The sequence below is a fragment of the Enemella evansiae genome (genome assembly GCF_004362375.1).
Lineage (GTDB): Bacteria > Actinomycetota > Actinomycetes > Propionibacteriales > Propionibacteriaceae > Enemella > Enemella evansiae.
In genome coordinates, this window is the sequence record NZ_SNXA01000008.1 from 880,879 (window position 1) to 893,500 (window position 12,622).

At 67.1% G+C, this 12,622-nt stretch carries 11 protein-coding genes; 3 read left to right on the plus strand and 8 right to left on the minus strand.

The features are described from left to right. The first annotated feature begins 6 nt into the window (after window positions 1-6). Window positions 7-285, plus strand: coding sequence for a hypothetical protein (locus C8D81_RS04845; RefSeq protein WP_094429683.1), 279 nt, complete (start codon window positions 7-9; stop codon window positions 283-285). Between the two features lie 24 nt (window positions 286-309). Here C8D81_RS04845 and C8D81_RS04850 read toward each other — a convergent pair whose 3' ends face one another. The 7 genes from C8D81_RS04850 to C8D81_RS04880 all read right to left on the minus strand — a co-directional run bounded on the left by C8D81_RS04850 (window position 310) and on the right by C8D81_RS04880 (window position 8,601). Beyond that, window positions 310-1,692, minus strand: a complete 1,383-nt coding sequence (locus tag C8D81_RS04850; RefSeq protein ID WP_133625639.1) for a replication-associated recombination protein A — start codon at window positions 1,690-1,692, stop codon at window positions 310-312. 118 nt (window positions 1,693-1,810) lie between these two features. Continuing rightward, the gene (nrdF, locus tag C8D81_RS04855; RefSeq protein WP_094425525.1) at window positions 1,811-2,815 is read right to left on the minus strand and encodes a class 1b ribonucleoside-diphosphate reductase subunit beta; all 1,005 of its coding nucleotides are present in this window, start codon (window positions 2,813-2,815) and stop codon (window positions 1,811-1,813) included. A gap of 110 nt (window positions 2,816-2,925) precedes the next feature. Then, on the minus strand, window positions 2,926-5,109 hold the full coding sequence (nrdE, locus tag C8D81_RS04860) for a class 1b ribonucleoside-diphosphate reductase subunit alpha (protein ID WP_094429685.1): 2,184 nt from the start codon (window positions 5,107-5,109) through the stop codon (window positions 2,926-2,928). 11 nt (window positions 5,110-5,120) lie between these two features. Then, window positions 5,121-5,576, minus strand: a complete 456-nt coding sequence (nrdI, locus tag C8D81_RS04865; RefSeq protein ID WP_094358715.1) for a class Ib ribonucleoside-diphosphate reductase assembly flavoprotein NrdI — start codon at window positions 5,574-5,576, stop codon at window positions 5,121-5,123. Window positions 5,577-5,597: 21 nt separating this feature from the next. Continuing rightward, window positions 5,598-5,831 (minus strand): glutaredoxin-like protein NrdH, encoded by a 234-nt coding sequence (gene nrdH / locus C8D81_RS04870; protein WP_094358717.1) that lies wholly within the window; start codon window positions 5,829-5,831, stop codon window positions 5,598-5,600. 547 nt (window positions 5,832-6,378) lie between these two features. After that, window positions 6,379-7,857 carry a glutamate-cysteine ligase family protein gene (locus tag C8D81_RS04875; protein ID WP_094429686.1) on the minus strand — a complete coding sequence of 493 codons (1,479 nt, stop codon included), beginning with the start codon at window positions 7,855-7,857 and terminating at the stop codon, window positions 6,379-6,381. A 39-nt stretch (window positions 7,858-7,896) separates the two neighbouring features. Continuing rightward, window positions 7,897-8,601: a DUF4328 domain-containing protein gene (locus C8D81_RS04880; RefSeq protein ID WP_094425527.1), complete on the minus strand. Its 705-nt coding sequence runs from the start codon at window positions 8,599-8,601 to the stop codon at window positions 7,897-7,899. A 121-nt stretch (window positions 8,602-8,722) separates the two neighbouring features. On the opposite strand from C8D81_RS04880, the gene C8D81_RS04885 reads away from it, so the two are divergent. Then, entirely contained in the window at window positions 8,723-9,253 is a 531-nt protein-coding gene (locus tag C8D81_RS04885) for a YbhB/YbcL family Raf kinase inhibitor-like protein (protein WP_094425529.1), read from the plus strand. A 115-nt stretch (window positions 9,254-9,368) separates the two neighbouring features. Then, complete coding sequence (locus C8D81_RS04890) at window positions 9,369-10,523, plus strand: YdcF family protein (protein ID WP_094425531.1); 1,155 nt, start codon at window positions 9,369-9,371, stop codon at window positions 10,521-10,523. Here the strand turns inward: C8D81_RS04890 and aspS are convergent. Further along, entirely contained in the window at window positions 10,500-12,338 is a 1,839-nt protein-coding gene (gene aspS / locus C8D81_RS04895) for an aspartate--tRNA ligase (protein WP_094425533.1), read from the minus strand. The genes C8D81_RS04890 and aspS overlap by 24 nt on opposite strands. Between the last annotated feature and the right edge of the window lie 284 nt (window positions 12,339-12,622).

Sequence of the window (12,622 nt, forward strand, 5' to 3'; positions counted from 1 at the left end):
CTCATCATGGGACTCTTTGAAGACAAGCAGAACGCCACGGTCGACGGTCGCCCGGTACGAGTGGTTGGCAAGACCGGCCCGGTGCACTCGAACTGGACCCTGTTCGAGGCCGACGAGGTGCTCGATGAGAAGAAGGCCGACAGCTCGCCGATCACGCTGACCGGCACCCTGTCCACCGGGACCCCGGTATCGGCCGAGGTGGCCCAGGGAACGTTCGGTCCGACGACCGTGCGGATCTCCGCCAACGGCGAGACCGTCGCCGAGTTCGACGGGTTCGTCGCCTGACCGATCGCAGCGAACCGATCCGGGTCAGTCGCCGGAATCCTTGCCCAGCAGCTCGTTGATGATCTCCAGCCGCTGCCGCATGGTGGCTTCGTGGCCGTGGTCGGTGGGCTCGTAGTAGCGGGCGTCGACCAATTCGTCGGGCAGGTACTGCTGCTTGGCGACCCCGCGGTCGTGGTCGTGGGCGTACTGGTAACCCTTGCCGTGGCCGAGGCCCTTCGCGCCGGCGTAGTGCGCATCGCGCAGATGCATCGGTACCAGCCCGATCCGGCCGGCCTCGACATCGGCGGTGGCCTTGTTGAGACCCATGTACGCCGCATTCGACTTCGGCGCCATGGCGCAGGCGACCACCGCATGGGCGAGGTTGATCCGGGCCTCCGGCATCCCGATCAACTGGACCGCCTGGGCGGCGGCGATGCAGGTCTGCAGCACGCTGGAATCGGCCATCCCGATGTCCTCGCTGGCGAGGATCACCAGCCGGCGGGCGATGAACCGCGGGTCCTCCCCCGCCGCGATCATCCGCGCCAAGTAGTGCAGCGAGGCGTCCACATCCGAACCCCGCATGGATTTGATGAAGGCCGAGATGACGTCGTAGTGCTGGTCGCCGTCCTTGTCGTAGCGGACCGCGGCCTTGTCCACCGCGCGCTCGACGCTGTCCAGGTCGATCTCGGTGCCGCCCGCGGCCTCGGCGCCGGCGGCGGCCTCCTCGAGGAAGGTGAGCACCCGGCGGGCGTCGCCGCCGGCCATCCGGATCACCGCGTCCCGGGCGTCCTGGGTGAGGGTGTACGCCTCCCCCGCGCTGGTGCGCAGGCCGCGCTCGTCATCCAGTGCGCGGTCGATGAGGGTGTTGATGTCGTCTTCGGTGAGCGGTTTCAGGGTGAGCAGCAGCGACCGGGACAGCAGCGGAGAGATCACCGAGAAGCTCGGATTCTCCGTGGTGGCAGCGATCAGGGTGACGATCCGGTTCTCCACCGCCGGCAGCAGCACATCCTGCTGGGCCTTGGAGAAGCGGTGCACCTCGTCGACGAAGAGCACCGTGCGCTGCCCGCGGGCCAGGTCGCGGCGCGCGGTGTCGAGGACCTGGCGGACGTCCTTGACTCCGGCGGTGACCGCGGAGATCTCGACGAATTTGGCGTCGTTGGAACGCGACACCACCGAGGCGATGGTGGTCTTGCCGACCCCGGGAGGCCCCCACAGGAAAACGCTCATCGCGGCCTGCCCACCGGCCAACCGCCGCAGCGGGGATCCCTTGCCCAGCAGGTGTTGCTGGCCGACGATCTCATCAACGGTCCGCGGCCGCAGCCGCACCGCCAGCGGCGCCCCGGCATGGTCGGTCCCGCTCAGGCTGCCGCCCGTCGTCCCGCTCGCCGCCTTGGGCTCGCTGACGTTCCCGAAGAGATCCTCTGTCACCCGACGAGCCTACCGCCAGGCACCGACAGCAGACGCCCCCACGCTCCTCGGATCGAGGTCATCTCGACACGCTGCCTCGACTCCGCTTCGCTACGCCGAGCCAGCTACTCGATGAACGTCAGAAGTCCCAGTCCTCGTCCTCGGTGTTCACGGCCTTGCCGATCACGTAGGAGGAGCCGGAGCCGGAGAAGAAGTCGTGGTTCTCATCGGCGTTCGGGGACAGCGCGGAGAGGATCGCCGGGTTGACGTTGGTCTCGTCGGCCGGGAAGAGCGCCTCGTATCCCAGGTTCATCAGCGCCTTGTTCGCGTTGTAGCGCAGGAACTTCTTCACGTCCTCGCTCAACCCGACCTCGTCGTAGAGCGCCTCGGTGTAGTCGGTCTCGTTGTCATACAGCTCGAACAGCAGCTCGAAGGTGTAGTCCTTCAGTTCCTGCTGCCGCTCCGGGCTCGCCTGCTGCAGACCGCGCTGGTACTTGTAGCCGATGTAGTAGCCGTGCACGGCCTCGTCGCGGATGATCAGCCGGATCACATCGGCGGTGTTGGTCAGCTTGGCGTGCGAGGACCAGTACATCGGCAGGTAGAAACCGGAGTAGAACAGGAACGACTCGAGCAGCGTCGAGGCGACCTTCCGCTTCAACGGATCGTCGCCACGGTAGTAATCCATGACGATCCGGGCCTTGCGCTGCAGGTGCTCGTTCTCCTCCGACCAGCGGAACGCCTCGTCGATCTGCTTGGTCGAGCAGAGGGTGGAGAAGATCGAGCTGTAGCTCTTCGCGTGCACCGATTCCATGAACGCGATGTTGGTCAGCACCGCCTCCTCGTGCGGGGTGACCGCATCCGGGATCAGGCTGACCGCGCCGACCGTGCCCTGGATGGTGTCCAGCAGGGTGAGGCCGGTGAAGACGCGCATGGTGAGCTGCTGCTCGTGCTCGGTCAGGGTGTGCCAGGACGGGATGTCGTTGGACACCGGAACCTTCTCCGGGATCCAGAAGTTGCCGACCAACCGGTCCCAGACCTCGGCGTCCTTCTCGTCGGGTACCCGGTTCCAGTTGATCGCCGACACCCGGCTGACCAGCTTGATCGGCGCCTCGTCCGCGGGGCTGTGCGTTTCGGTGGTGGTCATCGCGCTCTCACTTCACAACTTGGTTCGTTCGTTTCGCAGGGGTGGCTTCGACTCGCTCGTTCCTCGCTCGCTCAGCCATCGTGGGTAGGGCTCGCTCAGCCATCGTGGGGTCAGAGCATGCAGGAGACGCAGCCCTCGACCTCGGTGCCCTCCAGGGCCATCTGCCGCAAGCGGATGTAGTAAAGGGTCTTGATGCCCTTCTTCCAGGCGTAGATCTGCGCCCGGTTCACATCGCGGGTGGTGGCGGTGTCCTTGAAGAACAGGGTCAGGCTCAGGCCCTGGTCCACGTGCTGGGTCGCCGCGGCGTACGTGTCGATGATCTTCTCGTAACCGATCTCGTACGCGTCCTGGAAATACTCCAGGTTGTCGTTGTCCATGTAGGGCGCCGGGTAGTAGACCCGGCCGATCTTGCCCTCCTTGCGGATCTCGACCTTGGACACGATCGGGTGGATCGAGCTGGTCGAGTGGTTGATGTAGCTGATCGACCCGGTCGGCGGCACGGCCTGCAGGTTCTGGTTGTAGATGCCGTGCTCCTGCACCCGCTGCTTCAGTTCCCGCCAGTCGTCCTGGGTGGGGATGTGTACGCCGGCATCGGCGAACAGCTGGCGGACCCGGTCGGTGGTCGGCGCCCACTCCTTCTCGGTGTAGGTGTCGAAGAACTCACCGCTGGCGTACTTGGAGTTCTCGAAGCCGACGAAGGTACGCCCCCGCTCCTGGGCGAGCTTGTTGGAGGCGGCGATGCAGTGGAACAGCACCGTGTAGAAGTAGATGTTGGTGAAGTCCACACCTTCTTCGGAGCCGTAGTGGATCCGCTCCCGGGCCAGGTAACCGTGCAGGTTCATCTGGCCCAGGCCGATCGCGTGCGACTCGTCGTTGCCCTTCTCGATCGAGGGCACCGACACCATCGAGGTCTGGTCCGACACCGCGGTCAACCCGCGGATCGCGATCTCGACGGTACGCCCCAGATCGGGCGAATCCATCGCCTTGGCGATGTTCAGCGAACCCAGGTTGCAGGAGATGTCCTTGCCCAGATGGGAATAGCTGAGATCGGGGTTGAACTCCGAGGGGGTGGAGACCTGCAGGATCTCCGAGCACAGGTTCGAGTGGGTGATCTTGCCGGCGATCGGGTTCGCCCGGTTCACCGTGTCCTCGAACATGATGTAGGGGTAACCGGACTCGAACTGCAGCTCGGCCAGGGTCTGGAAGAACTCGCGCGCCTTGATCTTGGACTTGCGGATCCGGCCGTCCTCGACCATCTCGTGGTACTTCTCGGTGACGTTGACGTCGGCGAAGGGTACGCCGTAGACCCGCTCCACGTCGTAGGGCGAGAAGAGATACATGTCGTCGTTGCGCTTGGCCAGCTCGAAGGTGATGTCGGGGATCACCACACCCAGTGACAGGGTCTTGATCCGGATCTTCTCATCGGCGTTCTCCCGCTTGGTGTCCAGGAAGCGGTAGATGTCGGGGTGGTGGGCGTGCAGGTAGACCGCACCGGCACCCTGGCGCGCGCCGAGCTGATTGGCGTAGCTGAAGGAATCCTCGAGCAGCTTCATGATCGGGATGACGCCCGAGCTTTGGTTCTCGATCTTCTTGATCGGGGCGCCGTGCTCGCGGATGTTGCTCATCAGCAGCGCCACGCCGCCGCCGCGCTTGGACAGCTGCAGGGCGGAGTTGATCGAGCGGCCGATCGACTCCATGTTGTCCTCGATGCGCAGCAGGAAGCAGGACACCGGCTCGCCGCGCTGCTTCTTGCCGGCGTTCAGGAAGGTCGGGGTGGCCGGCTGGAAGCGGCCCCCGACGATCTCGTCGACCAGCTGCACCGCGAGCTCGGTGTCACCGTCGGCAAGGGCCAGCGAAACCATGCAGACGCGGTCCTCGAATCGTTCCAGGTAACGCTTTCCGTCGAACGTCTTCAGCGTGTAGGAGGTGTAGTACTTGAACGCGCCGAGGAAGGTCGGGAAGCGGAACTTCTTCGCGTACGCGTGGTCGAAGAGGTCCTTGACGAAGGCCCGCGAATACTTGTCCAGCACCTCGGGCTCGTAGTAGTTGTTCTCGACCAGGTAGTCCAGCTTCTCATCCAGGTTGTGGAAGAAGACGGTGTTCTGGTTGACGTGCTGGAGGAAGTACTGGTGGGCCGCCTCGCGGTCCTTGTCGAACTGGATGTGTCCCTCGGCGTCGTAGAGGTTCAGCATCGCGTTCAGCGAGTGGTAGTCGAGCTGGCTGGACATCGACTCGTCGGCGCCGGGGGCGCGGTGGGTGCTCTGTCCCTGGACTGCGGTTGCCGTGGGCGACATGGTCTCTCCTGCTAGCCGGCGAGATCCGCCGGATCGACTGTGTTGTTCCAGAATTCGGCCAGTCCGCTGCGTACGCGGGCGACCTCCCAGGGCGTACCCATCAGCTCGAAGCGGAACAGGTAGGGCACCTGGCATTTGGCGGCGATGACGTCGCCGGCCCGGCCGTATTCCGGGCCGAAGTTGGTGTTGCCGGCGGCGATCACACCGCGGATCAGACTGCGGTTGTCGGGATCGTTGAGGAAGCGGATCACCTGTTTGGGCACGTAACCCGCCGGGCGGCCCTCCATCGCTTCCCGCCCGCCGCCGTAGGTCGGGCAGATCAGCACGTAGGGGCGATGCACCCGGAGCCGGTCGAGGCGGTCATGGACCGGGATCCGGGAGGCCGCCAGGCCCAGCTTCTCGATGAACCGGTGGGTGTTCCCCGAGGCGCTGGAGAAATAGACGATGTGCGGCTCACCGGGCAGCATGCGGCGGTCCCGGTACGCCGGTCAGGCGGCGCTGGTGACGAGCTGCTTGATCCGGTCCGGGCGGAAGCCGGACCAGTGATCGTTGTCGGTGACCACGACCGGGGCCTGCAGGTGCCCGAGAGCCATCACGTAGTCGCGCGCGACCTCATCGGTGCTGATGTCGATGACGTCGTACTCGACGCCTTCCTTGTCCAGTGCGCGGTAGGTCGCCTTGCACTGCACGCAGGACGGCTTGGTGTAGACGGTGACGCTCATGCGGGCGGGTCCTCTCCGGTGCGGGTTCCTGGGGCTGACCACCAGATCTAGTGGCTAGAGAAGACACTACACACAACCAGTGGGTGGTTACAAGCGTGTAGTTCAACCTTTGTGATTCTTCTGGGCAGCCCCTCCCGGGGCCGTCCAGCGGCCCACAAAGACCCCCATCGAGCAACCTCGGGCGTGTCGCGAAATCCCCACGCTGGAGCCTCCCCACGGTCATCGAGTAGGAGACTCGGCGGAGCTTGCGGAGCCGGGGTCTCCGTGTCGAGATGACCCGGCCTCGACGGTTCCGCTGCATCTCGACACGCCGACCATTGCTCCGCTTCGCTACGCATGGTCGGCTACTCGATGAGCGGGGATGCCAGCGCGCTGCGCGCGAGCCGACCTCAACGGGAGGCGAGCGTCCAGCAGCGCGCCCCCGCGATGCAGGCCCACCAAGGAGAAATCCCGCGTCGCATACCCACCCGAACGCCAACTCTCCGCGCGGGATTTCGACGACTGGGCCGAAGAGCGGGGATGCCAGCGCGCTGCGCGCGAGCCGACATCAAAACGCCCAGGTGTGCACCGGTTCGTTGGTGTGCATGTGCTCGATGTAGCGGCGGGTCATCTCGGCCAGGGCCTGCTCGCGGTCCATCCCCTGCTCCTCGAGGGCGGCGACGGTCCGGGTCTGCCAGACCGCGCCGTTGACACCGGTCTTGCAGCGCGCCTCGATGACCCCCAGATAGCGGTCGATCACCGCCTGCGAGACGCCCCAGTCCTGCAGCCCCTGGTGGGCCAGCGGCAACAGGTGCCGCAGCACCAGCTCATCGACGCCGAGTTCACCGTAGGAGGGCCAGTAGACCTCGGCCTCCAGCCCCTCCCGGGCGCAGGCCAGGAAGTTGTCCTCGGCGGCGGCGAAGCTGAGCCGCGACCAGACCGGTCGATCGGAGTTCACCAGTGAATGCACCGCGCCGTAGTAGAACGCCGCATTGGCCATGGTGTCCATGATCGTCGGGCCGGCGGGCAGCACCCGGTTCTCGACCCGTAGATGCGGCTGGTCGCCGACCACCGCATAGATCGGCCGGTTCCAGCGGTAGATGGTGCCGTTGTGCAGATTCAGTTCCGACAGCTGCGGCGTACCACCGGCCTCCAGCACCTGGAGCGGATCCTCGCCGTCGACCTCGGCGAGCAGCGCGGGGAACCAGCGGACGTTCTCCTCGAACAGGTCGAAGATCGAGGTCACCCAGCGTTCGCCGAAGAAGACGCGCGGGCGTACGCCCTGGTTGGTGAACTCGATCGGGCGGGTGTCGGTGGCCTGCCGGAACAGTTCGATCCGGGTCTCGGCCCAGAGCCGTTTCCCTTCGAAGAAAGGCGAATTCGCCGCCAGCGCGACCTGCGGTGCGCTGATCGCCTGGGCGGCGTTCCAGTGCGAGGCGAAGTCTGCCGGGGAGACCTGCAGGTGCAGCTGCACCGAGGTGCAGGCCGATTCCGGGGCGATCGAGTCGGCGGTGGCGAGCAGCTGCTCCCCCGCCGGGCCCTCGATGTCGAGCTGGATGTCCTCACCGCGGGCGGAGAAGATCGAGTCGTTCAGTGCGGTGTAGCGGATGTTCTCGCTGATCCAGTCCGGCCCGTAGTCGCTGATCTTCAACGTGGGCAGGATCCCGACCATCACGATCCGCGAGCCGACCCCGGCGGCCCGACGGTCGGCCTCGTTCAGCGAGTCCCGCAGCGCCGTCTCCAGCTCCATCGCCGAATCCCCCGGCAGCGGCCGCGGATCGACGTTCAGCTCGATGTTGAAGCGGGCGAGTTCGGTCTGGTAGTCCGGGTCGGCGATCTCGGCCAGCACCTCGGCGTTGTGGAAGTTGGGACGGGCGTCGTCGTCGACGAGATTGAGCTCGATCTCCAGCCCGGTCAGCGGTCGCTCCGCCTCGAAGTGCCGGTCGACCAGCATCTGTTCGAAGGCGTCCAGGCCGCGCTTCACCTTCCGCCGGAACTGCTGTCGCTGCTCGCGGCTGTACTGGGTCTGATCGACGTCCTTGCCCATCCTGCCTCCGTCGTCGGCACCGGCTCCGGTCCCGACAGCCTAACCAGCCGAAGGCCAGCCGGTGGCTGCGGGCGGGGGTGCCCCGATGACCTGGTCCTGATCGCGGGTGATCCGGTCCAGGATCTGCAACCAGGCGTGCAGGGCGACCCCGAGGCAGGCGCTGGTGATGATCGTGAACAGCACGGCCCGCCCGGCCATGCTCGGGTCGGCGACGTCCTGTCGGGAGGTGAGGATCCCGACGATCGTGCCCGCCACCCAGAAGCCCCACCAGCGATTCACCAGGCGGCGGGCCGGGGTCGCCGGCGCCGGGTCGGCCCAGACGTCCAGCACCACCCGGCGCGGCCACCACCAGGAGACGATCGGCACGATCCAGGACCACCAGACCCATGCCGAGGAGAGGCGCTGCGGCTGGAACGGCGGCAGCAGTTCCGCGTTCCGGCGGGCCTGCGCCAACCAGCGACACCCCCCGACCAGCGCCAGCACGGTCCCGACGAGCACCAGCACAAGGACCGGGATCGCCCAGATGTCCAGCAGAGTCAGGGTTTCCAGGTCGGCCTGCATGGTCGACTGCCAGTAGGCAACGGTCCACCCGGTGTCCAGCAGTTGCCCCGCCATCATCGTCCACGCACCGGCGCGGGCGAGGCCGATCAGGGGGCGCAGCGGCCGCAACGTCGCCTGCGCATAGGGGTTCTGCTGCGGGGCCCCATAGCCACCGGGGTGCGGCTGGTTGGTGTAGCTGGCCATCGGCTCTCCCTCGTTCAGCTCGGAGTCTGGGGCAGCCGGCGTACCCCGACAAGCGAAGAAGCCGAACCGTTACCCTCGGTCTAGACGCAAGGTCGAGATCCGCCAATGGAAGGTGTTTGCGATGAGCCAGAACGATCCCTTCGCCGGACTGCCCGAGGTACCGCGCTTCGAGCTGACCAGCACCGACGTCACCGAGGGTGAGCAACTGCCGGCCGCCCAGCTCTCCGGGGCGTTCGGTGTCGAGGGCGGCCTCGATCGCTCGCCCCAGCTGTCCTGGTCGGGTTTCCCGGAGGAGACGAAAAGCTTCCTGCTCACCTGCTACGACCCCGATGCCCCGACGATGTCGGGGTTCTGGCACTGGGCGGTCTACAACCTGCCGGCCGACACCACCTCGGTCCCGACCGGCGCCGGTTCCGGCGAAGGGCTGCCGTCGAGTGCGGTGACCCTGCCGAACGATGCCTCGATGGAGGGCTTCCTCGGCGCCGCTCCCCCGCCCGGGCACGGCAGCCACCGCTACTACTTCGTGGTGCAGGCACTCGATGTGGACACCGTCGACGGCGTCGAGCCCGGTGACACCCCCGCCAAGCTCAACTTCATGGCGCTGGAGCATGTGATCGGCCGCGCCTGGCTGGTACCGGTCTTCGGTCGCTGAGCCTCCGGTCGCAGGGCGCCTCCACCCCGGGTCGGAGGCGCCGGCGACCCGGACCCGGGCGGGGTCAGCGGACCCCCCGATGGTGTGATCGCCCGCGCCCCACGATCATGGAACTGTGATCGCCCTGTTCGTCATCCTCCCGGTGGCCGTCGTCGTCGCGCTGACGGTCTCCGCCATCCGCCGCGACCCGCGCTGGCTCGGCAATGCCTACCTGCTCGGCCTGTGCGTGCTGCTGGTGCTGCCGCTGCTCGCCCTGATGATCCCGGTGGCCGGTGCTCTGCTGGCCGGGATCGTGTTGATGGTGCTGTTCCTCGCCCCACTGGGTGCGCTGGTGCTGGTGGCGTTCCTGATCGCCAACGGGCTCACCATGCTGCGCCGCGAACGGCGGTCACTGGCCAACCTGCTGTCGCTGCTGGCCGGGATCGGGATCGCGGTCGCGATGGTGCTCAGCCTGCAGATCCTGCTGCGGCCCGAATCGGTGCTGACCCCGTTCGCGCTCGCCGCGGTGCTCGGTTTCGGCTATCTCGGTGGCGAATTCGCGTTCTATCTCGGCTATTCCTGGGTGTACGCCCGGATCGCGCGCCGGGTGCCGGCCGACTACGTGGTCGTGCTGGGCGCCGGGCTGCGCGATGGGCGTACCGTCGGCCCGCTGCTCGCCGGCCGGGTCGATGAGGGCATCGCCCGCTATCGGGAGCTGCGCGCCCGCCGCCGGGACACCAGACTGGTGATGTCGGGCGGCAAGGGCGACGACGAGCACGTCCCGGAGGCCCAGGCGATGGCCGAATACGCCATCGGACAAGGGGTTCCGGCCGATCACGTGCTGCGTGAGGACCAGTCCCGCAACACCTTCGAGAACCTCACCTTCACCCGGCAACTGATCCTCGGTGAACGGGTCGGCGAGCTGGCCGGCAGCTCCGCCGCGGCCGTCACCCGCGCCGGCGATCCGGTCGATGCGGACACCGGCTCGGCGACGCCGGCCACGGCCGTGCTGCCCGCACCGCCGCGGCCGCCGCTGCCCTGGTTCGCGCCGCCGCTGCGGGCGACGATGCTGATCGTGACCAGCGACTTCCACGCCATGCGCGCCGCGATGTACGCCCGCCGGCTCGGCCTGCCCGCCCAGGCGGTGGGTTGCCGGACGGCGCGCTACTACTGGCCGAGCGCGGTGCTGCGGGAGTTCGTCGCAGTGGTCAACGAGCGGCGGATCAAGCACCTGGTGCTGCTGTTGCTGATCGCCGTCCCGTTGCCGCTACTGGTCGCCGTCCTGCGCTGAGGACTTCGCCGCGTCCTTGTCCGCGTCCTTCTTCTCGGCATCCTTCTTCTCCGGCTTGGCATCCACCCCGGCCTCCTTGCGCTGCTGCGCGGTGATCGGGGCCGGTGCCTGGGTCAGCGGGTCGTATCCGCCGCCGGACTTCGGGAACGCGATGGTGTCGCGGATCGAGTCGGTGTCGGCGAGCAGGGACACGATCCGGTCCCAGCCGAAGGCGATCCCGCCGTGCGGCGGGGCGCCGTAGGCGAAGGCGTCGAGCAGGAAGCCGAACTTCTCCTGGGCCTCCTCCTCGCTCAGCCCCATCACCTTGAACACCCGCTCCTGGATGTCGCGGCGATGGATACGGATCGATCCGCCGCCGATCTCGTTGCCGTTGCAGACCAGGTCATAGGCGTACGCCAAGGCGTTGCCGGGGTCGGTGTCGAAGCTGTCCATCCACTCCGGCTTGGGCGAGGTGAACGCATGGTGCACCGCGGTCCAGGCACCGGATCCGACCGCGACGTCACCGGCGGCGACCGCATCGGAGGCCGGTTCGAACAGCGGCGCGTCGACCACCCAGAGGAAGCTCCAGGCGTCCTCGTCGATCATCCCGGTGCGCTTGGCGATCTCCAGCCGGGCGGCGCCGAGCAACTCCTGGGAGGACTTGCGCTTGCCGGCACCGAAGAAGATGCAGTCACCGGGGTTCGCACCGACCCGTTCGGCCAGGCCCGCGCGCTCGGCCTCGGAGATGTTCTTGGCGACCGGGCCGCCGAGCGTACCGTCCTCGGCCACCGTCACATAGGCCAGACCCTTGGCGCCGCGCTGGCGGGCCCACTCCTGCCAGGCGTCGAAGGTACGCCGCGGCTGGGAGGCGCCACCGGGCATCACCACCGCGCCGACATAGTCGGCCTGGAAGACCCGGAACGGGGTGTCGGCGAAGAAGTCGGTGACCTCGACGATCTTGTTGCCGAAGCGCAGATCGGGCTTGTCCGAGCCGTAGTCGTTCATCGCCTCGGCATAGGTGATCCGCGGGAACGGCGGGGTCAGCTCGACACCACGCAACCGCCAGATCTCGGTGACCAGTGCCTCACCGAGTTCGATGATGTCGTCCTGGTCGACGAAGCTCATCTCGATGTCGAGCTGGGTGAACTCGGGCTGCCGGTCGGCGCGGAAGTCCTCGTCGCGGTAGCAGCGGGCGATCTGGTAGTAGCGCTCCATGCCACCGACCATCAGCAGCTGCTTGAACAGCTGCGGGGACTGCGGCAGGGCGTACCAGGATCCGGGCGAGAGCCGCGCCGGGACCAGGAAGTCGCGTGCCCCCTCGGGGGTGGAGCGGGTCAGCGTCGGGGTCTCGATCTCGATGAAATCCCTGTCCCCAAGGACTTTCCGGGCGGCGGCGTTGACCTTGGAGCGCAACCGGATGACATCGCCGGAGGCCTTGCGGCGCAGGTCCAGGTAGCGGTACTTGAGCCGGGCCTCCTCACCGACGGTGATCCGCTCGTCCAGCTGGAACGGCAGCGGCGCGGAGGGGTTCAGCACCTCCAGCTCGCGGATCACGATCTCGACCTCACCGGTCGGCAGGTTCGGGTTCACGTTCTCGGGGCTGCGCGCCTCGACGACGCCGACCACCTTGACGCAGAACTCGTTGCGGAGATCGTGGATGCCGGCCGATTCGAGGTATTCGTCGCGGACGACGACCTGGCAGACGCCCGAAGCGTCGCGGAGGTCGATGAAGGCGACGCCGCCGTGATCGCGGCGTTTGGCGACCCATCCGGCGAGGGTGACGGTCTCACCGATGTCGGAGGCGCGGAGGGTACCGGCAAGATGGTTACGAATCACGTGACGATATTCCTTTCTGGTGGATCCCGCATCGACGGTGCGGGCCCGAACAACGCCCTCCAGCCTAGTTCAGGGTGTACGCCCGCGCGAACCGTTTGCGCTCAGCCGGTTGAGCGAGCGAGGAACAAGCGCCCCCCACGCCGGTTGAGCGAGCGAGGAACGAGCGAGTCGAAACCAAGGGGTCCCTTCGACTCGTCGCTGCGCTCCTCGCTCAGGCAACGTGGAGGGTGTCGCTGCGCTCCTCGCTCAGGGAACGTGGAGGGTGTCCCTGCGCTCCTCGCTCA

What these genes read in the sequence shown, in the direction of transcription:
- C8D81_RS04845 (WP_094429683.1), top strand. Translation starts at nt 7, where the DNA reads ATGGGACTCTTTGAAGACAAGCAGAACGCCACGGTCGACGGTCGCCCG.
- nrdF (WP_094425525.1), bottom strand. Translation starts at nt 2,815, where the DNA reads ATGACCACCACCGAAACGCACAGCCCCGCGGACGAGGCGCCGATCAAG.
- nrdE (WP_094429685.1), bottom strand. Translation starts at nt 5,109, where the DNA reads ATGTCGCCCACGGCAACCGCAGTCCAGGGACAGAGCACCCACCGCGCC.
- nrdI (WP_094358715.1), bottom strand. Translation starts at nt 5,576, where the DNA reads ATGCTGCCCGGTGAGCCGCACATCGTCTATTTCTCCAGCGCCTCGGGG.
- nrdH (WP_094358717.1), bottom strand. Translation starts at nt 5,831, where the DNA reads ATGAGCGTCACCGTCTACACCAAGCCGTCCTGCGTGCAGTGCAAGGCG.
- C8D81_RS04875 (WP_094429686.1), bottom strand. Translation starts at nt 7,857, where the DNA reads ATGGGCAAGGACGTCGATCAGACCCAGTACAGCCGCGAGCAGCGACAG.
- C8D81_RS04880 (WP_094425527.1), bottom strand. Translation starts at nt 8,601, where the DNA reads ATGGCCAGCTACACCAACCAGCCGCACCCCGGTGGCTATGGGGCCCCG.
- C8D81_RS04885 (WP_094425529.1), top strand. Translation starts at nt 8,723, where the DNA reads ATGAGCCAGAACGATCCCTTCGCCGGACTGCCCGAGGTACCGCGCTTC.